The 20,663-nt window shown below is 73.2% G+C and carries 21 protein-coding genes; 15 read left to right on the forward strand and 6 right to left on the reverse strand.

Annotated features, from left to right (window positions below):
- The first annotated feature begins 123 nt into the window (after positions 1 to 123).
- Positions 124 to 807 carry a UbiX family flavin prenyltransferase gene (locus ACGF15_RS16225; protein WP_345616049.1) on the forward strand — a complete coding sequence of 228 codons (684 nt, stop codon included), beginning with the start codon at positions 124 to 126 and terminating at the stop codon, positions 805 to 807.
- On the opposite strand, the gene ACGF15_RS16230 is transcribed toward ACGF15_RS16225, so the two are convergent.
- Entirely contained in the window at positions 804 to 950 is a 147-nt protein-coding gene (locus ACGF15_RS16230) for a hypothetical protein (RefSeq protein WP_345616050.1), read from the reverse strand. The two genes, ACGF15_RS16225 and ACGF15_RS16230, sit on opposite strands and share 4 nt — an antisense overlap.
- 130 nt (positions 951 to 1,080) lie before the next feature.
- Here ACGF15_RS16230 and ACGF15_RS16235 point away from each other — a divergent pair, with 130 nt between their 5' ends.
- The 6 genes from ACGF15_RS16235 to ACGF15_RS16260 all read left to right on the forward strand — a co-directional run bounded on the left by ACGF15_RS16235 (position 1,081) and on the right by ACGF15_RS16260 (position 5,751).
- Positions 1,081 to 1,536, forward strand: a complete 456-nt coding sequence (locus ACGF15_RS16235) for an Lrp/AsnC family transcriptional regulator (RefSeq protein WP_345616051.1) — start codon at positions 1,081 to 1,083, stop codon at positions 1,534 to 1,536.
- Between the two features lie 205 nt (positions 1,537 to 1,741).
- Entirely contained in the window at positions 1,742 to 2,905 is a 1,164-nt protein-coding gene (gene mqnE / locus ACGF15_RS16240; protein WP_256526790.1) for an aminofutalosine synthase MqnE, read from the forward strand.
- A gap of 55 nt (positions 2,906 to 2,960) precedes the next feature.
- Complete coding sequence (locus ACGF15_RS16245) at positions 2,961 to 3,485, forward strand: GNAT family N-acetyltransferase (protein ID WP_345616053.1); 525 nt, start codon at positions 2,961 to 2,963, stop codon at positions 3,483 to 3,485.
- Positions 3,486 to 3,743: 258 nt separating this feature from the next.
- Positions 3,744 to 4,037 (forward strand): DUF4229 domain-containing protein, encoded by a 294-nt coding sequence (locus ACGF15_RS16250; RefSeq protein WP_345616054.1) that lies wholly within the window; start codon positions 3,744 to 3,746, stop codon positions 4,035 to 4,037.
- A 132-nt stretch (positions 4,038 to 4,169) separates the two neighbouring features.
- On the forward strand, positions 4,170 to 4,259 hold the full coding sequence (locus tag ACGF15_RS16255) for a putative leader peptide (protein WP_345616086.1): 90 nt from the start codon (positions 4,170 to 4,172) through the stop codon (positions 4,257 to 4,259).
- A gap of 127 nt (positions 4,260 to 4,386) precedes the next feature.
- Positions 4,387 to 5,751 carry a dicarboxylate/amino acid:cation symporter gene (locus ACGF15_RS16260; protein ID WP_345616056.1) on the forward strand — a complete coding sequence of 455 codons (1,365 nt, stop codon included), beginning with the start codon at positions 4,387 to 4,389 and terminating at the stop codon, positions 5,749 to 5,751.
- A gap of 70 nt (positions 5,752 to 5,821) precedes the next feature.
- Here ACGF15_RS16260 and ACGF15_RS16265 read toward each other — a convergent pair whose 3' ends face one another.
- Entirely contained in the window at positions 5,822 to 6,388 is a 567-nt protein-coding gene (locus ACGF15_RS16265; protein ID WP_345616057.1) for a dihydrofolate reductase family protein, read from the reverse strand.
- A gap of 84 nt (positions 6,389 to 6,472) precedes the next feature.
- Here ACGF15_RS16265 and ACGF15_RS16270 point away from each other — a divergent pair, with 84 nt between their 5' ends.
- A complete protein-coding gene (locus ACGF15_RS16270; RefSeq protein WP_256526785.1) occupies positions 6,473 to 7,132 on the forward strand; it encodes a TetR/AcrR family transcriptional regulator in 660 nt (219 codons plus the stop codon).
- Between the two features lie 248 nt (positions 7,133 to 7,380).
- On the opposite strand, the gene ACGF15_RS16275 is transcribed toward ACGF15_RS16270, so the two are convergent.
- A complete protein-coding gene (locus tag ACGF15_RS16275; protein ID WP_362612255.1) occupies positions 7,381 to 7,518 on the reverse strand; it encodes a hypothetical protein in 138 nt (45 codons plus the stop codon).
- 332 nt (positions 7,519 to 7,850) lie between these two features.
- Here ACGF15_RS16275 and ACGF15_RS16280 point away from each other — a divergent pair, with 332 nt between their 5' ends.
- Entirely contained in the window at positions 7,851 to 9,758 is a 1,908-nt protein-coding gene (locus ACGF15_RS16280; RefSeq protein ID WP_392799570.1) for an AMP-dependent synthetase/ligase, read from the forward strand.
- Between the two features lie 195 nt (positions 9,759 to 9,953).
- On the opposite strand, the gene ACGF15_RS16285 is transcribed toward ACGF15_RS16280, so the two are convergent.
- Positions 9,954 to 10,157, reverse strand: coding sequence for a cold-shock protein (locus ACGF15_RS16285; RefSeq protein ID WP_003967102.1), 204 nt, complete (start codon positions 10,155 to 10,157; stop codon positions 9,954 to 9,956).
- Positions 10,158 to 10,450: 293 nt separating this feature from the next.
- On the opposite strand from ACGF15_RS16285, the gene ACGF15_RS16290 reads away from it, so the two are divergent.
- The 5 genes from ACGF15_RS16290 (at position 10,451) to ACGF15_RS16310 (ending at position 15,053) form a co-directional block, all read left to right on the forward strand.
- Entirely contained in the window at positions 10,451 to 11,326 is an 876-nt protein-coding gene (locus ACGF15_RS16290; RefSeq protein ID WP_345616062.1) for a menaquinone biosynthesis protein, read from the forward strand.
- 121 nt (positions 11,327 to 11,447) lie between these two features.
- Complete coding sequence (mqnC, locus tag ACGF15_RS16295) at positions 11,448 to 12,647, forward strand: cyclic dehypoxanthinyl futalosine synthase (RefSeq protein ID WP_256526782.1); 1,200 nt, start codon at positions 11,448 to 11,450, stop codon at positions 12,645 to 12,647.
- 14 nt (positions 12,648 to 12,661) lie between these two features.
- Positions 12,662 to 13,339, forward strand: a complete 678-nt coding sequence (locus ACGF15_RS16300; protein ID WP_345616065.1) for a hypothetical protein — start codon at positions 12,662 to 12,664, stop codon at positions 13,337 to 13,339.
- Between the two features lie 75 nt (positions 13,340 to 13,414).
- A complete protein-coding gene (locus tag ACGF15_RS16305; RefSeq protein ID WP_392799575.1) occupies positions 13,415 to 14,110 on the forward strand; it encodes a demethylmenaquinone methyltransferase in 696 nt (231 codons plus the stop codon).
- Between the two features lie 10 nt (positions 14,111 to 14,120).
- The gene (locus ACGF15_RS16310; RefSeq protein WP_345616069.1) at positions 14,121 to 15,053 is read left to right on the forward strand and encodes a glutaminase; all 933 of its coding nucleotides are present in this window, start codon (positions 14,121 to 14,123) and stop codon (positions 15,051 to 15,053) included.
- A gap of 102 nt (positions 15,054 to 15,155) precedes the next feature.
- Here the strand turns inward: ACGF15_RS16310 and ACGF15_RS16315 are convergent, their stop codons facing one another.
- Positions 15,156 to 15,677, reverse strand: coding sequence for a GNAT family N-acetyltransferase (locus tag ACGF15_RS16315; RefSeq protein ID WP_345616071.1), 522 nt, complete (start codon positions 15,675 to 15,677; stop codon positions 15,156 to 15,158).
- A 102-nt stretch (positions 15,678 to 15,779) separates the two neighbouring features.
- Here ACGF15_RS16315 and ACGF15_RS16320 point away from each other — a divergent pair, with 102 nt between their 5' ends.
- A complete protein-coding gene (locus ACGF15_RS16320) occupies positions 15,780 to 17,066 on the forward strand; it encodes a geranylgeranyl reductase family protein (RefSeq protein ID WP_362612250.1) in 1,287 nt (428 codons plus the stop codon).
- Between the two features lie 169 nt (positions 17,067 to 17,235).
- On the opposite strand, the gene ACGF15_RS16325 is transcribed toward ACGF15_RS16320, so the two are convergent.
- A complete protein-coding gene (locus ACGF15_RS16325; RefSeq protein WP_392799579.1) occupies positions 17,236 to 20,442 on the reverse strand; it encodes a DNRLRE domain-containing protein in 3,207 nt (1,068 codons plus the stop codon).
- Between the last annotated feature and the right edge of the window lie 221 nt (positions 20,443 to 20,663).

Consider the following 20,663-nt stretch of genomic DNA (forward strand, 5'->3'; position numbering starts at 1 on the left):
GGGATGCGCCGGGGCGCGTCGGCGCACCGAGGGTGCGTCCCCGCCCCGCACGGCGCCCGGCGGGGGCCGTGCCCCGGGGGCGTGCTCCCGGGCGCGTTCGGCGCGCCGGATAGGCTCGTCGCTGTGGAGCCGCAGGAAGTGAACAGTCGCCGCCCGTGGATCGTGGGGGTGTCGGGCGCCTCCGGAACCCCGTATGCCGCCGCCGTGCTGAGGGCGCTCCTCGCCGCGGGCGAGAGCGTGGACCTCGTCGTCAGCCGGGCCTCCCGGCTGACGCTGCTGGACGAGACGGGCATCGCCTACCGGGACGCGCACTGGCGCGAGGACCTGGGCCGCTGGCTGGCCCGGGGGGCGGACGGCAAGCCGGGCGCCTTCGAGGTGGACACCGGGGCGGCGGACGTCCGCCACTGGGCGGCCGGGGACCTGGCGGCCGGGCCGTCGTCCGGCTCGTACGCCGTGAAGGGGATGCTGATCGTGCCGGCGTCCACGGCCTGTGTGGCGGGTGTGGCGCTCGGCCTGTCGAAGGACCTGCTCCAGCGCGCGGCCAGCGTGACGCTCAAGGAGCGCCGTCCGCTGGTGGTGGCGGTGCGGGAGACCCCGCTGAACGGGCAGACGCTCAGGCACCTGGTGGCACTGGACGAGGCGGGCGCCGTGGTGCTGCCCGCCTCTCCGGCGTTCTACGCGGGGGCGACGCACATCCAGGATCTGGTGGACTTCGTCGCGGGGCGGGTGCTCGACGCGGCAGGGGTGCCGCATCGGCTGTACCGCCGCTGGGAGGGGGAGCTCGGTGGCGGCTCCGCCCGGGGTTAGCGCTTCCCGCCGGTGCGCGGGGTGCGGAGCCTGCCTCCCCGGCGCGCGCCGGTGGGCCGGTGGGCACGCGAGCGGTCGGCCAGCTCCTGGAGCTCTCGCATGCGGGCGTGGGCCATCTCGATCGTGTACACGGTGAGTGTCATCTCCTGTATGGATCGTGATCCTGTGGGATCAACTGTGATCGTTTGAGTTAATCGCAGGGTGTCGGCCCTGCATGCCTTAGATTCTACACGTAAACTCGCGGAATCACTGAACAATGGAAGGCTCAGGCTTATGGATGCCGTGGATAGGCAGCTCATCCAGGCTCTGCGTGAGAACGGCAGAGCGTCGTATGCCGAGCTCGGGCGCCTGGTGGGGCTCTCCGGCCCCTCCGTGACCGACCGCATCAACCGGCTGGAGGCCGCCGGGGTCATCACCGGCTACCGCGCCACCGTCGACGCCGCCTCGCTCGGGCTCGGGGTCACGGCCCTGATCGGCATCTCCCTCACCGACGCCACCGACCACGAGGACGTGGCCCGCCGGCTGCGGGACCTGGCGGAGATCGAGGACTGCTGGTTCATCGCGGGCGACGACTCCTACATGCTCAAGGTGCGGGCCAGCGACGTGGACGGACTGGAGAAGACCATCCGGCGGCTCTCCGGCACCCGGGGCGTCTCGCGGACCCGGACCACGATCGTGCTCTCCACCAAGTGGGAGAACCGCGTCGGGGAGCTTCCCGAGGAGGACTGAGGCGCCCGCCGCCCCGGGCGCACCCGGTGCACCCCGGGCGCACCGGCGTGCACGCCCCCGCGCCGCGCTCCCCGTACCGCCCGCCGCCCGGCCGTCCGGTCCCGCACCGCCGCGGCCGCCGTACCGCCCCGCCCGTGAAGCGCCCGCCGGGCGGGGGAGTACGGTGGTCGGAGCCTGTTTACGTGGAGATCTGGGAGGCGGCCGCATGGACGCGGGGCTCAAGCGCGAGCTGGAGGAGAAGGTCCGGGCCGGTGAGCGGCTGACCCGCGAGGACGGCATCGCGCTCTACGCGTCGGACGATTTGGCGTGGCTCGGCGGGCTCGCCCACGAGGTCCGCACCCGCAAGAACGGCGACGTCGTCCACTTCAACGTCAACCGCCACCTGAACATGACGAACGTGTGCACCGCCTCGTGCGCCTACTGCTCGTTCCAGCGCAAGCCGGGCGAGAAGGACGCGTACACCATGCGCATCGAGGAGGCCGTCCGCCTCGCCAAGGCGATGGAGAACGAGAACCTCACCGAGCTGCACATCGTCAACGGGCTCCACCCCAACCTGCCCTGGCGCTACTACCCGCGCTCGCTCTCCGAGCTGAAGAAGGCCCTGCCGGACGTCTCCCTCAAGGCGTTCACGGCCACCGAGATCCACCACTTCGAGACCATCTCCGGCATGTCGGCCTCCGACATCCTCGACGAGCTGATCGAGGCCGGTCTCGAATCCCTGACCGGCGGCGGCGCGGAGATCTTCGACTGGGAGGTCCGGCAGCACATCGTCGACCACCGCACCCACTGGGAGGACTGGTCGCGCATCCACCGCCTGGCGCACGAGAAGGGCCTCAAGACCCCCAGCACGATGCTGTACGGGCACATCGAGGAGCCCCGCCACCGCGTCGACCACGTGCTGCGCCTGCGTGAGCTCCAGGACGAGACCGGCGGCTTCCAGGTCTTCATCCCGCTGCGCTACCAGCACGACTTCGTGGACATGCAGGACGGCAAGGTCCGCAACAGGCTCCAGGCCCGCACCACCATGGCCACCGGAGCCGAGGCGCTGAAGACCTTCGCCGTCTCCCGGCTGCTCTTCGACAACGTCCCCCACGTCAAGGTCTTCTGGGTCATGCACGGCGTGCAGACCGCCCAGCTCGCCCTCCAGCACGGGGCGGACGACATGGACGGCTCGGTCGTCGAGTACAAGATCACCCACGATGCCGACAACTACGGCACCCCCAGCAAGCTCACCCGCGACGACCTGCTGGAGCTCATCCGCGACGCCGGCTTCCGGCCCGTGGAGCGCAACACCCGCTACGAGGTCATCCGCGAGTACCCGGGCCCGGACCCGGACCGCCGCGAGACGCCGCAGCCGATGCGCCTCTGACCCCTCCCGCCGGACCCGGAGGCAGCCGCCCCGGGCGCACCCGTACGCTGCCCGCATGGCGCTGACCTACGAACTCGACCCGTCCACCGGCCCCGACCTGGCCGCCGGTGTGGTCTCCCTGTGGGCCGACGTCACCAACGCCGGAGGCGCGGTGGGCTTCGTCCCGCCCGTGACCGCGGAGGACGTGCGCCCGCGCTGGATCGGCCACCTGGCCGCCATGGCGGACGGCGGGATGCGGCTGCTGGTGGGCCGGGACGAGGAGGGAGCCGTCGCGGCCACCGCCTTCCTCGCCCGCAACACCCATCCGCTGATGACCCACTGGATCTGGGCGTACACGGTCATGGTCCACCCCCGCCACCAGGGCCGGGGCCACGGGCGGGAGCTGATGGCCCGCGTCGAGGAGGCCGCCCGCGGGATGGACGGCGTCGAGGCGGTGCGCCTCACCTGCCGGGGCGGCACGGGCGCGGACCGCTTCTACGCCGCCTGCGGCTACAAGGAGGTCGGCCGGGTGCCGGGCGCCATCCGCGTCGCCGAGGGCGACGACCGCGACGACGTGATCATGCTGCTGCCGCTGCTCTGAGCGCCTTCCTCCGCATGCCGGGGCCGCTGCTCCGGGCGCCTTTCTCCTGGACGGCGCCCGCGAAGTCGCCACATGCCGGGGCCCGCTGCTCCGGGCCCTTCCTGCGCGCCCCGGGGCCGCTCTCCCGCCGTCCGCGGTGTCCCGCCGGCGGCTCCGCCCGCGGCCCCGGGCCCGCCGCCGTCGCGGCCCGTGCTTCACTGGACGGGCACCGCCCGTCGCGCAGACGGGCCCCCGTCGTACAGAGGAAGAAGGCCCGCAGTGTCCGCAGGGAAGTCGAGCGCCGCCATCCGGTACACCGCGCTGCGGCTGGCGATCTTCGTCGGCTGCCTCGTCGCCGTCGCCGGCCTCGTGCAGGTCGGCGCCGTGCCCAAGGGGCTCGGGGACGCCAACTTCGCCTGGGTGATCCTGCTCGCACTGGTCATCTCCGCGCCGCTCAGCTTCGTCCTGCTGCGCAAGCAGCGCGAGGCGATGTCGCAGCAGATCTCCACCAAGGTCGACAAGGCCAAGTCCCGCCTGGAGGCGAACCGTTCGCAGGAGGACGGCGCCGCGTAGCGGCCCCGCCGGGGCAGCCCCGGCGGAGGGGACCACCGGGAGTCGCGCATGGCCGGAACGACGGCCTTGACTCCAAGGGGAGCTTTGAGGTTCTCAAAGTTCAAGTGTTAATGTATCGGCGTGAAGACATCAGTGCGCCCCCGTGACCCCGCGAGCACCCCGCTCGTGGCGCGCCTGCATGTCGACCTCTGCCGCTGTACGTCCGCGGTCTGTTGTTGCTGAGAGGCCGCCTTCGAGAGGCCCGGCCTCCCAGGTTCGACCCGGCACCACGCCTTGCGGCGGCGCCGCGCTCCCACGCGCCGCACCCCGTTCCCCGAAGTCCCCCAACGCCCCTCCCTGGAGTGCGTCCGTGTCCGCGAACACCGCGTCCACCCCTGCCGGCGAGCAGTCCGGCACGGGTCCCCGCATACCCCTCCCGAAGATCCCCTTCTGGGCCCAGATCGCCGCCGGCCTCGTGCTCGGCGTCCTCCTCGGCTGGCTCGCCCGCAGCCAGGACGTGTCCTGGCTCAAGGACACCCTCGACCAGATCGGCTCGATCTTCGTCCAGCTGCTGAAGCTGGCCGTCGCCCCGCTCGTCTTCTTCGCCATCGTGGTGTCGATCACCAACCTGCGGAAGGTGAACAACGCCGCGCGGCTGGCCACCCGCACACTGCTGTGGTTCATGATCACCTCGCTGATCGCGGTGGCCATCGGCCTCACCATCGGCCTGCTCACCGACCCCGGCGCGGGCACCGGCCTGACCCCCGCCGACGGCCAGGAGCCCAAGAACTCCGGCTCCTGGATCGACTTCCTCACCGGCGTCATCCCCACCGACGTGATCACGCCGTTCACCGAGCTGAACGTGCTCCAGATCGTCTTCATGGCCGCCGTCGCCGGTGTCGCGGCGCTGAAGCTCGGCGAGCGCGCCAAGCCCGTGCTGGACCTCAGCGAGTCCGTGCTGGAACTGCTCCAGAAGGCCCTGTGGTGGGTCATCCGCCTCGCCCCGATCGGCACCGTCGGACTGATCGGCTACGCCATCGCCGACTACGGCTGGGACCTGATCGGCAAGTACGCCACCTTCACCGCCGACGTCTACATCGGCTGCGCCCTGGTGCTCTTCGGCGTCTACCCGCTGCTGCTGGCCTTCGCCGCCAAGCTGAACCCGGTCCAGTTCTTCCGGGGCGCCTGGCCCGCGATCCAGCTCGCCTTCGTCTCCCGCTCCTCCGTCGGGACCATGCCCGTCACCCAGAAGGTCACCGAGCGCCTCGGCGTCCCGCGGAACTACACCAGCTTCGCGGTCCCCTTCGGCGCCACCACCAAGATGGACGGCTGCGCCGCCATCTACCCGGCGCTCGCCGCGATCTTCATCGCGCAGATCTTCGACGTGCAGCTCGGCATCCAGGACTATGTGCTGATCGCCTTCGTCTCCGTCGTGGGCTCGGCCGCCACCGCCGGTCTGACCGGCGCCACCGTGATGCTGACCCTCACCCTGTCGACGCTCGGCCTCCCGCTGGAGGGCGTGGGCCTGCTCCTGGCCATCGACCCCGTCCTCGACATGATCCGCACCGCCACCAACGTGGCCGGCCAGGCGCTGGTCCCGGTGGTCGTCGCCGCCCGGGAGGGCATCCTCGACCGGGACGCCTACGACAGCGCGACCTCCTCGCCGCTCGACGAGATCGCCTCCGGCCGCGAGGACGCCGGGCAGACGGCACCCGTCCCCGCCGCCGCCGTGTAGCACCGCACCCCGGCACCGCGCCGGCGCCCCGGACCGCCCCCGGTCCGGGGCGCCGGCGCGTCCCGGACCGTCAGCGGCGGCGGGCGTGGTGCAGCAGGACCACTCCGCCGCCGTAGGTGCGGGTGGCGACCAGCTCGAGGTCCCGCCGCTCCTCGCGCGGCGACCGGAACAGCGGCCGCCCCCGCCCGAGCAGTACGGGGTGGACCAGGATGCGGAACTCGTCGACCAGGTCGTGGCGGAGGAAGGTGTCCGCGAGGTCCGCCCCGCCGAGGGCGAGGTCGCCCGGCGCGGCGTCCCGCAGCGCCGCCACCTCCTCGGGCACCACCTCGTGCACCACGGTGGTGTTCCACTCCGCCGAGCGCAGGGTCCGCGAGTAGACCGTCTTGGGCAGCGACCGCCAGATGCCCGCGAACTCGGCGACCGCCGGGGAGGCGCCGGGATCGGCGTCCGCGGTCGGCCAGTACCGGGCCATCAGCTCATGGGTGACGCGCCCGCTGAGGAGGCCGCGCATGCCCCGCACCACCTCGTTCAGGTCGGAGTGCAGCTCCTCGTCGACCCGGCCCCAGCCGATGTCGCGGTCCTCGGTCTCCATGAACCCGTCGAGGGAGACGGACATCATCAGGACGATCTTTCCCATGCGGACTCCGCCGTTCCCGTGGAGGTCCCGCCGCGCCGTAGTCTTACCGCGGAGTAAGCGCCGGGGCGGGAGGATTGGTCGACGATGGGTGCTGTGAAGGGCGTGCGGGCCAAGCGTATGCCGCGGGAAGTGCGCGAGCAGCAGATGATGGACGCCGCCGTGCAGACCTTCGGCCGACGGGGTTACCGGGCCGCCTCGATGGACGAGATCGCCGAGCTGGCCGGGGTGTCCAAGCCGCTGGTCTACCTCTATCTGAACTCCAAGGAGGAGCTGTTCGTCGCCTGCATCCGGCGCGAGGCGGCCCGGCTGACCGAGGCGGTGCAGGCGGCCGCCGAGCCGGGACTGGCCCCCGACCGCCAGCTGTGGGCGGGGCTTGAGGCGTTCTTCCGGCACACCGCGGAGAACCCGGACGGCTGGTCGGTCCTGCACCGCCAGGCGCGGACGCACGGCGAGCCCTTCGCCGCCGAGGTGGCCGCCATGCGTGAGGAGATCGTCGCCTTCGTGACCGCGCTGATCGCCGCGGCCCGCGAGGGCACCCCGGCCGCCGCCGGGCGCGGCGGGGAACTCGCCGGGCGGGACGTCGAGGGCCTGGCCCAGTCGCTGGTGGGGGCGGCCGAGTCGCTCGCGGGCTGGGCCAACGACTCCGGCGGCCTCACCGCCAAGGAGGCGGCCGCGACGCTGATGAACTTCGCCTGGACGGGCCTGGGCGGCCTGATGCGCGGGGAGCGCTGGACCCCCCGGTAGGGCGCGTCCGGCGGATCACGGCCGGGGCGGGACCCCCGGTAGGGCGCGTCCGGCGGATCACGGCCGGGGCCGGCCCTCCTGGCAGGCCGTCCGGCGAATCACGGCCGGGCCGCCTCGCCAGGACGGCGGCCCGGCACTTTCACGCACCCCGGCACTTTCACGCACCCCGGGGCGCACGACACCCTCACGCGCCCCGGCTCCCCGGCCGCGGTGCGGCGTCTTCACCCGCCCCCGGGAGCACGGCGCCCTCAGACGCCCCCGGGCCTCCCGGCCGCGGCGCGGCGGGTGCTGCCCTCGACACGGGTCCGGCCGTCGCCGCGGAGCCGGAAGGCCGTGCCGTCCGCGGCCGGGGAGGCGGCCGGGGTGATCGTCCGGGTCGCGGTCATGCCCCCGGCCCGCTCCGGCCGGGGGCCGGGAGGCGGCCGGGGGCCCTGCCGGTGGACGGGGGACGGCGGTCGGCCATTGTCCTGCTCCCTGCCCGGCCGTAGATTTACTGGGCAGTAAGTTTACTCAGGAGTCAGCAACTGGTCGAGGGGGTCCCGGCGCCTCCCCGCGGGCGCCTCGGCGGTCGCGGGCGCTCGTGCCCCCTCTCCCGCCGGTCCGCGGGCCGCTTCGGCCCCGGCGACCGGCCTCCGTTCCGTCCCCCCGCAGCCCCGCCCCGATCGATCGACCCGGCACCACCCGTCGCACGCACCCGCCTTCTACCGAGGAGCCGCACGTGTCCGTCGAAACGGTCCGCCCCGCCGGTGCACCCGCCCCCGTCGAGCCGCGAAGGACGCTGGTGAACGGAGTCGTCCGGGAGGTGAGCGTCCCCCCGCTGGTGCCGCCCCCCGCCCGCGGCTCGCTCGCCGACATCCCCTTCGACAACGAGCGCGAGGCCCCCCGGGAGGCCGTGCTCGCCCGCAAGGACGCGCACGGCACCTGGCAGGACGTGAGCGCCGCCGCGTTCGCCGCCGAGGTCCGCGCCGTCGCCAAGGGCCTGATCGCCATGGGCCTCAAGCCCGGCGACCGCCTCGCGATCATGGCCCGCACCACCTACGAGTGGACCCTGCTCGACTTCGCCGGCTGGGCCGCCGGGCTCGTCACCGTCCCGATCTACCCGACCTCCTCCGCCTTCCAGACCCGCTGGATCCTCCAGGACTCCGGCGCGGCCGCCTGTGTCGTCGAGACCGTCGACCAGGCCCGGACCGTCAGCCAGGAGCGCCGCGGGCTTCCCGGGCTGGAGCACCTGTGGGTGGTCGACACCGGCGGTGTCGACCAGCTCCGCACGGCCGGCGCCAAGGCCCGCATCCCCGACGCGCTGGTCACCGGCCGTCGGGAGGGCCTCGGCCCGCAGTCCGCGGCCACGCTGATCTACACCTCGGGCACCACCGGCCGCCCCAAGGGCTGCGTCCTCACCCACGGCAACTTCTTCGCCGAGGTCGACAACGCCGTCGAACTGCTCCACCCCGTTTTCAAGGCGGTCAGCAGCGACCCCGCCTCCACCCTGCTGTTCCTGCCGCTCTCCCATGTCTTCGGCCGGATGGTCGCCGTCGGCTGCCTGCGCGCCCGGGTGCGGCTCGGCCACGCCCCGTCCCTCGCGACGGAGGACCTGCTCGCCGATCTGGCGGGCTTCCGGCCGACCTTCCTGCTCGCGATCCCCTATGTACTGGAGAAGGTGTTCAACACCGGCCGGGCCACCGCGGAGAAGATGGGCCGTGCGGCCTCCTTCGACCGCGCCGCCGGGGTCGCCCGGCGCTACGGGCAGGCCCGCGAGGCCGCCGAGCACGGCACCGGACCCGGCCCCTCGCTGCGTCTGCGCGCCGCCCGCGCGCTCTACGACCCGCTCGTCTACCGGCGGATCCGCGCCGCACTCGGCGGCCGGGTGCGGTACGCCGTCTGCGGGGGCTCCCCCCTGGGACGGCGGCTCGCCTCGTTCTACGAGGGTGCCGGCGTCCAGGTCTTCGAGGGGTACGGCCTCACCGAGACCACCGCGGCCGCCACCCTCACGCCCCCGCTGCGGCCCCGGCTCGGCACGGTCGGCTGGCCGCTGCCCGGCACCGCCGTGCGGATCGCGGACGACGGCGAGGTGCTGCTGCGCGGCGGGCACGTCTTCGCCGGCTACTGGGACCCGGAGCGCGGGGAGCCGGTCCCGGTGGCGGAGGACGGCTGGCTGGCCACCGGTGACCTGGGCAGCCTCGACGCCGACGGCTATCTGACCATCACCGGGCGCAAGAAGGACATCCTCATCACCTCGGGCGGCAAGAACATCGCCCCGGCGCCGCTGGAGGACCGGCTGCGCGCGCATCCGCTGGTGGGGCAGTGCATGGTGGTCGGCGACGGCCGCCCCTACGTCACCGCCCTGATCACCCTGGAGCAGGACGGGCTGGACCACTGGCTGCGGATGAGGAGGAAGACCGGGCTGCCGATGGCCGCGCTGGTGGAGGACGGGGAACTGCTGGAGGTGCTCCAGCGGGCCGTGGACGAGGCGAACCGCCTCGTCTCGCGCGCCGAGTCCATCCGCCGCTTCCGGGTGCTGACCGGCGACTTCACGGAGGGGAGCGGCCACCTCACCCCGTCGCTCAAGCTGCGCCGCACCGAGATCGCCCGGGACTACGCGGCGGAGATCGAGTCCCTGTACCGCTGACCGGGTCCGCACCACCGGTCCGGCGCCCGTCCGGGTCCGCACCACCGGACGGGCGCCGGACCCCCCTCCGTGCGCGTCCCCCCGCCCGCTCCGGCCCGCCCGCCGCCGGACAGGCAGGAGCCCTGCCCCGTACGGCGTACGGGGCAGGGCTCCTTGGGTACTGCTACGTCGTGCGCGATCGCCGACCGTTGGCCCTTAGGCCGGGGTGACGTTCTCCGCCTGCGGGCCCTTGGGGCCCTGGGTGACGTCGAAGTTCACGACCTGGTTCTCCTCGAGGGAGCGGAAGCCAGACGCGTTGATCGCGGAGTAGTGGACGAAGACATCCGGGCCGCCGCCGTCCTGGGCGATGAAGCCGAAGCCCTTTTCAGCGTTGAACCACTTGACGGTTCCGGTAGCCATAAGCCCTCCTTGGGCCAAAGGGTTGCCCTGCTCCAGAACCTGCAAGAAGTCTGAAAACGACAAAAGCCTGCGGGTTACATGCTCCGCAGGCTCTGTACTGCAAGGGAAACCAAACTGCAACTTGCGTCGAGCCTAGCACGCAGCGTGCGCGAAGCGGTAGAGGGAAAGATCACGTCACCCGTACGTCTGATGCGGCGGCCCCCCGGCTGACGTGCACCTGCTGGGAGGAGGGCCGACATGCGGGGCCCGCCCCCGCTGCGGAAGCAGCCGCTCCGCGGGGCTAGCCTCACGCTGTGGACAGTCTTGGTGAAAGCACAGCGGACGGCATCCCGCGCAGTCGGCCGCGGGTCGGTCACATCCAGTTCCTGAACTGTCTCCCGCTTTACTGGGGGCTGGCCAGAACGGGAACTCTTCTCGACCTGGAGCTGACGAAGGACACCCCGGAGAAGCTCAGCGAGCGCCTGGTCCGCGGCGAACTCGACATCGCTCCGGTCACCCTCGTCGAATTCCTCCGCAATGCCGACGACCTCGTCGCATTTCCCGATCTTGCGGTCGGCTGCGACGGCCCGGTGATGTCCTGCGTGATCGTCTCGCAGGCCCCGCTGGAGCAGCTGGACGGGCGGCGCGTCGCGCTCGGCTCCACCTCCCGCACCTCGGTGCGGCTCGCGCAGCTGCTGCTGGCCGAGCGGTACGGCGTGGCCCCCGACTACTTCAGCTGCCCGCCCGACCTCGGGGTGATGATGCAGGAGGCCGAGGCCGCCGTCCTGATCGGGGACGCCGCCCTGCGCGCCTCCCTGCACGACGCCCCCCGCCTCGGCCTCCAGGTGCACGACCTCGGTGCGATGTGGAAGCAGTGGACCGGGCTCCCGTTCGTCTTCGCCGTGTGGGCCGCGCGGCGCGACTACCTCGCCCGCGAGCCCGTCGTGGTGCGCAAGGTGCACGAGGCGTTCCTCGCCTCGCGGGACCTGTCGCTGGAGGAGGTCGCCAAGGTCGCCGAGCAGGCCGCCCGCTGGGAGAGCTTCGACGCGGCGCTGCTGGAGCGGTACTTCACCACCCTGGACTTCCGCTTCGGCCCCGACCAGCTCGCCGGGGTGCGGGAGTTCGCCCGGCGCACCGGGCCGACCACCGGCTTCCCCGCCGACGTCCGGGTCGAACTGCTCGCTCCCTGAGGGCCGCCCGCCCCGCCGCCCGGCCCCCGGGGCGGCCCGGCCGCCCGCGGGGGGCGCGGTGCCGTGGCGTAGCCTGGACCGGTCCGTTCCACCGCAGAAGACCGCCGAAGGGTGACGCCCGGTGACCGAGAAGGCCGACCTCCAGTCCGTCCTGGACCGCGCCGCGGGCGGCGGCCGGATCACCCCCGGGGAAGCCCTCGACCTGTACCGCTCCGCGCCCCTGCACGCCCTGGGCGCGGCCGCCGACGCCGTGCGCCGCCGCCGCTACGCGGGCACCGGGCACATCGCCACGTACATCATCGAGCGCAACATCAACTACACCAACGTGTGCGTCACGGCCTGCCGGTTCTGCGCCTTCTACGCCGCGCCGAAGGACACCGCCAAGGGCTGGACCCGCGACCTCGACGACATCCTGCGCCGCTGCGCGGAGACCGTCGAGCTGGGCGGCACCCAGATCATGTTCCAGGGCGGCCACCACCCCGACTTCGGCGTCGAGTACTACGAGGAGCACTTCTCCGCGATCAAGAAGGAGTTCCCCCAGCTGGTGATCCACTCCCTCGGCGCGTCCGAGGTGGAGCACATGGCCCGGATCTCCGGCGTCTCCGTCGAGGAGGCCGTCAGCCGGATCCACGCCGCCGGGCTCGACTCCTTCGCCGGGGCCGGCGCCGAACTCCTGCCCGCGCGCCCGCGCAAGGCGATCGCCCCGCTGAAGGAGTCGGGCGAACGGTGGCTGGAGATCATGGAGATCGCCCACGGCCTCGGCGTGGAGTCCACCTCCACCATGCTGATGGGAACCGGCGAGACCAACGCCGAGCGCATCGAGCACCTGAGCATGATCCGCGAGGTGCAGGACCGCACCGGCGGCTTCCGCGCCTTCATCCCGTACACCTACCAGCCCGAGAACAACCACCTGAAGGGCCGCACCCAGGCGACGCTCTTCGAGTACCTGCGCATGATCGCCATCGCGCGGATCTTCCTGGACAACATCGCCCACATCCAGGGCTCCTGGCTGACCACGGGCAAGGAGGTCGGCCAGCTCTCCCTGCACTACGGCGCCGACGACCTGGGCTCGATCATGCTGGAGGAGAACGTGGTCTCCTCCGCGGGCGCCAGGCACCGCTCCAACCGCCTGGAGATCATCGACCTGATCCGCAAGGCGGGGCGCGTCCCGGCCCAGCGGAGCACCACCTACGAGCACCTCGCGGTGCACGAGGACCCGGCGGACGACCCCGTCGACGAGCGGGTGGTCTCGCACATCTCCTCCACCGCGATCCAGGGCGGCACCGCCCACCCCGAGCTCAAGCTGCTCGCCGCCGACTGAGGCGCCGGGCCGCCGTGCTGACCCTCCACACCGCGGAGCTGCTGCTGCCGGGCCACGGGCTGATGCCGCTGCCCGGCGGCGCGGTCGCCGTCCGCGGACGCGAGATCGCCGCCCTGGGCACGCCCGCGGATCTGGCCGGGCGCTTCCCCGGCGCCCGGGTGCGGCGCTGGCCCGGCCTGCTCACCCCCGGCCTGGTCAACCCCTGGGGCCCCGAACTGCTCGAAGGGGCCTACCACCCCGACCCGCGCGAGGCCGCCGAACTCGGCACCGAGCCGCTCACCGGCGCCGCGCTCGACGTGCTCGCGCTGACCGACACCCGGTGGGGCGGCAGCGCCCGCCGGGGCGTCCAGCGGATGCTGGCGCACGGCACCGTCGCCGTCGCCGGGACCCTTGAGCGGCCCTTCGCCCGGGACGCGGCGGACCGCTCCGGCCTCGCCCGGAGGCAGCGCTCCGCCGCACCGCCCGGACCGGTCTCCCTCGACCCCCTCGCGGGCCGCACGGCCCCCGGGCCGGAGGTCTTCGCCGCGGCCCGGCTGTCGGAGGGCGCCCCCGCCGCGTTCGCCGTCTTCGACGTCCTCGGCCCCGGCGGGGCCGCACCCGGCGCCGACCCCTGCGCGGCCCTCGCCGCCCGGGGCGCGGGGCGCTGCGTCGCCACCGTGCTCGGCGGCCGGCTGGTGCACCGGCGCCGCTGAGCGCCCGCCGCCCGCGCGCCCCCGCCGCCCCTCCCCGCGCCCGGGCGCCGCCCCCGGGCTGCTTCAATGGGCTGCGTGACGCGAGCAACCCTGGACAAGCAGCCGCACGAAGTCGCCTCGATGTTCGACGACGTGGCGGCGAACTACGACCTCACCAACGACGTGCTCTCGCTCGGCCAGGACCGCCGCTGGCGCAGGGAGGTCGCACGGGCCGTCGACGCGCGCCCGGCGCAGCGGGTCCTCGACCTCGCCGCGGGCACCGGCACCTCCTCGCTGCCCTTCACCCGTGCCGGCGCCTACGTCGTGCCCTGCGACTTCTCCCTCGGCATGCTCCGCGAGGGCAAGCGCCGCCACCCGTGGCTGCCGCTCACCGCGGGCGACGCCACCCGGCTGCCCTTCGCCGACGGCGTCTTCGACGCCGTCACCGTCTCCTTCGGGCTGCGCAACGTCCAGGACACCGACCGGGCCCTGCGCGAGCTGTACCGGGTCACCAAGCCCGGCGGCCGGGTGGTCATCTGCGAGTTCTCCCACCCGACCTGGGCCCCCTTCCGCACCGTGTACGAGGAGTACCTGATGCGGGCGCTGCCGCCCGTGGCCCGCGCGGTCTCCTCCAACCCCGACGCCTACGTCTACCTCGCCGAGTCGATCCAGAGCTGGCCCGACCAGCCCGGACTCGCCGCCCGTCTGCAGGGGGCCGGCTGGGCGAGGGTCGCCTGGCGCAACCTCTCCGGCGGCATCGTCGCGCTCCACCGCGGCACCAAGCCCCGCTAGGAACCGCACCATGGAACAGCAGGCGGTCGCCGTCGACTACCAGGCCGTCCTGGAGCAGATCGCCCACGACGTGTCCCCGCTGCTCGGCTCCGGCCGCCCGGCCGAGTACATCCCCGCCCTCGCCGGGGTGGACCCGGCGCGCTTCGGCATGGCCGTCGCGGACCTCCAGGGGAACGTGTACGGGGTCGGGGACTGGCGCCACCCCTTCTCCGCCCAGTCCATCACCAAGGTCTTCACCCTCGCCCTGGTGCTCGCCGCCGACGGCGACGCCCTCTGGCGGCGGGTGGGCCGGGAGCCGTCCGGCAACCCGTTCAACTCCCTGGTGCAGCTGGAGTACGAGAACGGCATCCCGCGCAACCCGTTCATCAACGCCGGGGCCCTGGTGGTCACCGACGCACTCCAGACCCTCACCGGCGACGCCAGCAGCGAACTGCTGGAGTTCCTGCGCGAGGAGAGCGGCAACAAGGAGCTGGCCTTCGACCCGGAGGTGGCCGCGTCGGAGGCGGGCCACGGCGACCGCAACGCGGCCCTGGCCCACTTCATGGCCTCCTACGGCAACATCGCCGGGCCCGTGCCCGCCCTCCTCGACCACTACTTCTGGCAGTGCTCGATCACCACCAGCTGCGCAGACCTCACCCTGGCCGCACGCTTCCTGGCCCGGCACGGGCTCCGCGCCGACGGCAGCAGGCTGCTGTCGCGCAGCCAGGCCAAGCAGATCAACGCCGTGATGCTGACCTGCGGCACCTACGACGCGGCGGGCGAGTTCGCCCACCGCGTCGGACTGCCCGGCAAGAGCGGCGTCGGCGGCGGGATCGTGGCCGTCGTCCCCGGGCGCTGCACGCTGTGCGTCTGGAGCCCGGGACTGGACGCGCACGGCAACTCGGTGGCGGGCGTCGCCGCGCTGGACCGCTTCACCACCCTCACGGGGCTGTCGGTCTTCTGACGCACCCGGCGACGGCAGGGGAGCGCGGCGGTGCGTCCCCGTGCCCGGCCCCGGCTTTCCGTGCCCGGCCCCGGCTCCCCGCCCCCCCCGGGCTCCCCGTGCTCAGCCCTCGCCGAGCCTCAGCCGGAAGCAGTACCCCTCCCGCCCCGCCACCGGGGTGCGGAAGGTCTCGGCCAGCTCCATGCCCAGCCGCCGGGTCACCGCGATCGACCGCTCGTTGCGCGCGTCCACCATCGCCACCACCTCGGGCACCCCCGCCGCCCGGACCCGCTCCACCGCGGTGCGCGCGGCGGCCGTCGCATAGCCCCGCCCCCACGCCCGGCGCGCCAGCCGCCACCCGATCTCGATCTCCCCGACCGGCCCGAACCCCTCGTGCGGCCACGGCTGGGCGCCGGTGAAGCCCACGACCTCGCCGTCCGCGTCGAGGACCGTCCACAGGCAGAAGCCCCGCTCGGCGTCGTGGCGGCGCTGGCGCGCGGTCAGCTCCTCGTACACCGACAGCTCCGCCGGCCGCCCCCCGTGGAACTCCATGACCTCGGGGTCGGCGAACACCCGGTGCCACGCCAGCGCGTCCTCGTCGGTGGGCACACGCAGCGCTATCACGGGCAGGGGCCTGTCGGTCATGGAGGAGCCCTTCGGTCGACGACGGCGTACGCCCCCATAGACTGCCCCTGTCCTGTGCCGTTCGGTACGCAATATCGCAACGAATCTTCGGGAGATCCCGCCGTGACCGAAGTCCTCACCGAGCACACCGCCGATGTGATCGTCGTCGGCGCGGGCCCGGCCGGCTCCGCGACCGCCTACCACCTGGCCAAGGCGGGCCTGGACGTCCTGCTGCTGGAGAAGACCGCCTTCCCGCGGGAGAAGGTCTGCGGCGACGGGCTCACCCCGCGCGCCACCAAGCAGCTGGTCGCCATGGGCGTCGACATCTCCGAAGAGGCCGGCTGGCTGCGGAACAAGGGACTGCGCATCATCGGCGGCGGCGTACGCCTCCAGCTCGACTGGCCCGAGCTGGCCTCCTACCCGGACTACGGCCTCGTCCGCAAGCGCGACGACTTCGACGAGCAGCTGGCCCGGCAGGCCCAGAAGGCCGGCGCCCGCCTGTACGAGCGCTGCAACGTCGGCGAGCCCGTCGTCGACGACCGCACCGGCCGCATCACGGGCGTGCACGCCAAGCTGGGCGAGGAGAAGACCCCGGTCACCTTCCACGCGCCGCTGGTCGTCGCGGCCGACGGCAACTCCTCCCGGATCTCCCTGGCGATGGGCCTGCACCGGCGCGAGGACCGCCCCATGGGCGTCGCGGTGCGCACCTACTTCACCTCCCCGCGCCACGACGACGACTACCTGGAGTCCTGGCTGGAGCTGTGGGACCGGCGCGGGCCCGGCCCGGACCGCCTGCTGCCCGGCTACGGCTGGATCTTCGGCATGGGCGACGGCACCTCCAACGTGGGCCTCGGCGTCCTCAACACCTCCGCCTCCTTCAAGGAGCTGGACTGGCGCGAGGTGCTCAAGGCGTGGTGCGCCTCCATGCCGGAGGACTGGGGCTACACCCCCGAGAACATGACCGGCCCGATCCGCGGCGCCGCGCTGCCGATGGCCTTCAACCGCCAGCCCCACTACACCCGGGGCCTGCTGCTCGTCGGCGACGCGGGCGGCCTCGTCAACCCCTTCAACGGCGAGGGCATCGCCTATGCGATGGAGTCGGGGCAGATCGCGGCCGAGGTGATCGTCCAGGCCCACGCCCGCAGCACCCCCGCCCAGCGGGAACTGGCCCTCCAGCGCTACCCGAAGGTCCTCAAGGACACCTACGGCGGCTACTACACCCTGGGCCGCGCCTTCGTGAAGCTGATCGGCAACCCGAAGGTCATGAAGATCGCCACCGAGCGGGGCCTGACCCACCCGCTGCTGATGCGCTTCACCCTGAAGATGCTCGCCAACCTGACGGACCCGTCGGGCGGCGACGCCATGGACCGCATCATCAACGGCCTCTCCAAGGTGGCGCCGCGGGCTTGACGCCGCAACCCCGGTGACCCGGGGCCCGACGCCCCCGCCCGGTCCCCGGCGGAACGCCGCTGCCCCGCCCGGTCGGTGGACCGGGCGGGGCAGCGTTGTCCGAGGGGCCCTGCGGCCGCGGGTGGTCCGCCGGGTTCCGGGAGCACCCGGGGCCCGGCGGCGCGGGCCGTCAGCCGAGGGCCTTCAGCGTGGTCCAGCTCTGCTCGCCCACCACGGTGCCCGAGCCGAGCGAGGTCCTGCCCCCGGCGTAGAGCCGGAGGGTGCCGTCGCTCCGGACGGCCCACAGGTCCGGGATGCCGTCGGCGTCACCGGTGACGTCGGGCGTCCCCAGGATCATCGGGACGTCGTCGCGCCCCCAGCCGGTCGTCCCGTAGATCACCTGGGCACCGCCGGCACCGGAGCTCGGGCTGGAGAAGGAGCGGAAGTCCACGCCTCCGTCCGGATCCGGCTTGCCCTTCCTCAGCAGCAGTCCGGCGCTCGCGTTGGGCCCCCGCATCAGCAGGTCGGCGAGGCCGTCGCCGCTGATGTCGCGGAGCCCGACCAGGTCGTAGGCGGACCAGCTCACCGACCCGACCATCTCGGTCTCGGCGAAGCTCGCCCCCGAGTACCCGGTGAACGCCCAGAGCTGGTCGGCGGCCACCACCAGGGCGTCCGGGCGCCCGTCGCCGGTCACGTCGCCGGTGGCGAGGACCTGCGTGAACGAGGCGGGGTCGGGCGCGTTCTCCGGGAGCAGGACCTCCAGCCGCTCGGAGACGTCCACGGCGCCGTACCCGTCGCCGGGGTAGACGTAGAGCCTCCCGTCGGGCATCCGCGCCAGGACGTCCGTGATGCCGTCGCCCGGGTGCCAGTCGGTGCTGTGGCTGATGAGCGCCGGGTTGCCCTCGGCGTCGCTCCAGTAGCCGGCCGCGAGGTCCTTGCCGTCGAGATGGGCGCCCGGCATGTGGATGTTGACGTCCCCGGTGGCGTCCGCCGGGTAGGTCCGGAGGTTCCCCAGGCCGTCGACGGCGAGGAGGTCGGGGTAGCCGTCGCCCGTGACGTCCCCCGGCGCGTCGAGGGTGCCGCGCGGCCTCACGTAGAAGGTGTGGACCCGTACGGAGGACATGTTGCCGCCGGCGTCCACGGCCCTGACGTAGAGGGTGTTGGGCCCGGCGAAGTGGGGCTGTACGCCGGAGATCACCGCCGTGCCGTCGGCCTGCGCGGTCACCTGCTGGTCGTAGTCGTTCGAGTCGAAGCTGTAGACGTAGCGGACGACACCGTCCGAGGCGGCGTCCTGCGGGCTGAGGGTGAAGTCGCCCGGTGTGCCGAAGGGTTCGGCGGACCAGACGTCTCCCTCGTCGCTCTGCTGAGGGAAGTCGGCCGAGGAGACGTCGGGCCGGCCCGGGACGGACGAGTCGACGACGAACCCGCAGTAGGAGTAAGTCCCGGCCGGACCCCAGGGCGATACGGACCCCTCGGAGTCGATCGCCAGCACCGTCCAGGTGTAGGTCTTCTTGTCGGTGAACTGGCTCCGCGCGACGGTCGCGAAGGCCGCGCCGCTGCTGTTCGTCGCGACCTGCTTGTCCAGGACGATCCCGGAGCCGTCGGCGGCCCACACCTTGAACCGGAGCTTCGCCAGGTTGCCGTCGGTGTCGGAGCTCTTGGCGGTGAAGGTGACGTCCTTGCTGCCGATGGTGGGCGGCGGAGAGCCGCTGTCGCAGGTGCCCCCGGGGTCCATCACCATGCTCGACCGGACGGGTTCGTTCGGCGCGTGGTTGTAGACGATCGTGATGTACGGGGAACTCTCGCCGTTCGCCTGGAACTTCTTCCAGGAGTTGGTGTCCGCCTCGTTGGCGGCCCGCAGCCCGAAGTTCAGGTACGCCCAGTTGTTGTTCGCCGCGTCCTGGGCCGCCGACGTGATGTCCAGCCCCACCCACTTGTCGGGGCAGGAGCCCGAGTTGTAGCCCCAGCCGTTGGTGGCGTGGGCCAGGACCGGGGCCCAGCCCGGCTGGTTGTTCCAGGTGCTGGTGGCGGAGATGGTTCCGGTCCGGTGGAGGTTGTACCGGCGGTCGGAGCAGCCCCAGGAGTAGGTCTGCAGCGCGGTGAAGGTCGCATCCCTGACCGTCGCGTCGTGCAGCTTGGTCTCCAGCTTGAACTGGAACACCGACCGGGACAGGCCGCCGGTGGTCGACTCGTAGCCCACCCGGGCCTCGTTGGTGCCGTCGTTGAAGTTCTGCCCGTTCCAGAAGCTGGAGGACTTGTAGCGGTCGTACAGCAGGGTCCAGTGGGACTTGTGGACCCGGAACGACGGGTCGACGAAGACGGGGTACACCGTGTCCTCGTCGTCCAGGAAGCGGCGCGGCACCTCGACGCGGTGGAGGCCGTCCTCCAGACCGGCCTTCAGCACCGCGTCATGGGTGCCGGGCTGCGGTCCGGCCAGCCCCGGGAGCCCCAGGGCGGGGTCGGCGGGCCGTCCGGACGGCGAGGGCTCGCCGAGCGTCACCCGGCGCTCCCCGGCGGAGTCCCACAGGTAGGGCGTCGGCGCCGCGGCGACCTCCCCGCCCTCGGCGTCGTGGGCCGTCACCACGTTCGACGCCTTGTCCAGGCGGAAGCTCAGGTCCGGCGACTCCAGCCGGTAGGCCAGCTCGGCCAGCAGCGGGTCCCGGGAGGCCTCGCGCGTGTGCAGGATCAGCACATGCGAGTAGCCGCCGTCGCGCGCCGTGAGCAGCAGGTCGATGCCGGGGCGCACCTCGCGGTACAGCGCCCGGCCGCCGTCGACCACCGGCTCGGGCAGCGGACCCGGCCAGCGGACCACGAGCTCGTGGCCCTCGGCGGTCAGCCGGACGAGATCCGACCACGGTCCCGACCGGGCGCCGGGTGCCGCGGGCGCGAGCACGGCGCGGCCCAGGGCCCGGGAGGCCCGGTCGGCCGTGCCCGCGCTGAACAGCAGCGGTTGGTTGACGGCCTTGGGCGCGTAGCCGCCCTCGACGCGCTCCAGCGTGGTGTCGATCGGCTTCCAGACGCCGTCGACCTTCGCCCGGAAGGTGTCGCTGTGCTGGACGAGGCGGAACATCCCGTCGGGCTGGGCCCAGGTGATGGAGTCGCTGTCGCGCTCGGCCTCCACCTCGACCTCCTTGCCCGTGGCCTTCGCCCGCTTCATCGCCTCGGCGGCGGTGAGCGGCGCCTTCGGCGCCGAGGGCTTGGCGTCCGCCGGACGCGCCTCCTCGGTGCCGGTCAGATGGACGGCCACCGGGACGGCGACGGCCACGGCGAGCAGCGCGGACAGGGCCGCGACCAGGCGCCGCCTGGGCCGGCCCGGTGCGGGTGCCCTGCGGTGCCCTGGGTCCTCAGCGGCCGCCTCCGCGGGAGGCGGCTGCTCCGCGGACTTCGAGGCTCCCAATGTCGTCCCTTCCCCTCCGGCGTGTCCGCGCGGGAACAGGGTGGAGACGGATCTCTGGCCGCGCGGGAGTGTGCGGGAGGAGCATGACTCATCTTCACGCTTTCGTCACCGTGCGTCCGCGGGCCCTGAGGCCCTGTCAGGTCCTGCGCCCTCGGGGCGGACCGGAGCCCCCGGCGGCCACCGGGAGGGGCCCGCGGCACGCCTCCGCCCGCAAAGCCCTG

The organism is Streptomyces sp. NPDC048001 (assembly GCF_043203115.1).
Lineage (GTDB): Bacteria > Actinomycetota > Actinomycetes > Streptomycetales > Streptomycetaceae > Streptomyces > Streptomyces sanyensis.

Bases quoted from the DNA above. Each gene is read 5' to 3' on its own strand.
- ACGF15_RS16230 (WP_345616050.1), bottom strand. From the start codon at position 950: ATGACACTCACCGTGTACACGATCGAGATGGCCCACGCCCGCATGCGA.
- ACGF15_RS16235 (WP_345616051.1), top strand. From the start codon at position 1,081: ATGGATGCCGTGGATAGGCAGCTCATCCAGGCTCTGCGTGAGAACGGC.
- mqnE (WP_256526790.1), top strand. From the start codon at position 1,742: ATGGACGCGGGGCTCAAGCGCGAGCTGGAGGAGAAGGTCCGGGCCGGT.
- ACGF15_RS16245 (WP_345616053.1), top strand. From the start codon at position 2,961: ATGGCGCTGACCTACGAACTCGACCCGTCCACCGGCCCCGACCTGGCC.
- ACGF15_RS16265 (WP_345616057.1), bottom strand. From the start codon at position 6,388: ATGGGAAAGATCGTCCTGATGATGTCCGTCTCCCTCGACGGGTTCATG.
- ACGF15_RS16270 (WP_256526785.1), top strand. From the start codon at position 6,473: ATGGGTGCTGTGAAGGGCGTGCGGGCCAAGCGTATGCCGCGGGAAGTG.
- ACGF15_RS16275 (WP_362612255.1), bottom strand. From the start codon at position 7,518: ATGACCGCGACCCGGACGATCACCCCGGCCGCCTCCCCGGCCGCGGAC.
- ACGF15_RS16285 (WP_003967102.1), bottom strand. From the start codon at position 10,157: ATGGCTACCGGAACCGTCAAGTGGTTCAACGCTGAAAAGGGCTTCGGC.
- ACGF15_RS16310 (WP_345616069.1), top strand. From the start codon at position 14,121: ATGGAACAGCAGGCGGTCGCCGTCGACTACCAGGCCGTCCTGGAGCAG.
- ACGF15_RS16315 (WP_345616071.1), bottom strand. From the start codon at position 15,677: ATGACCGACAGGCCCCTGCCCGTGATAGCGCTGCGTGTGCCCACCGAC.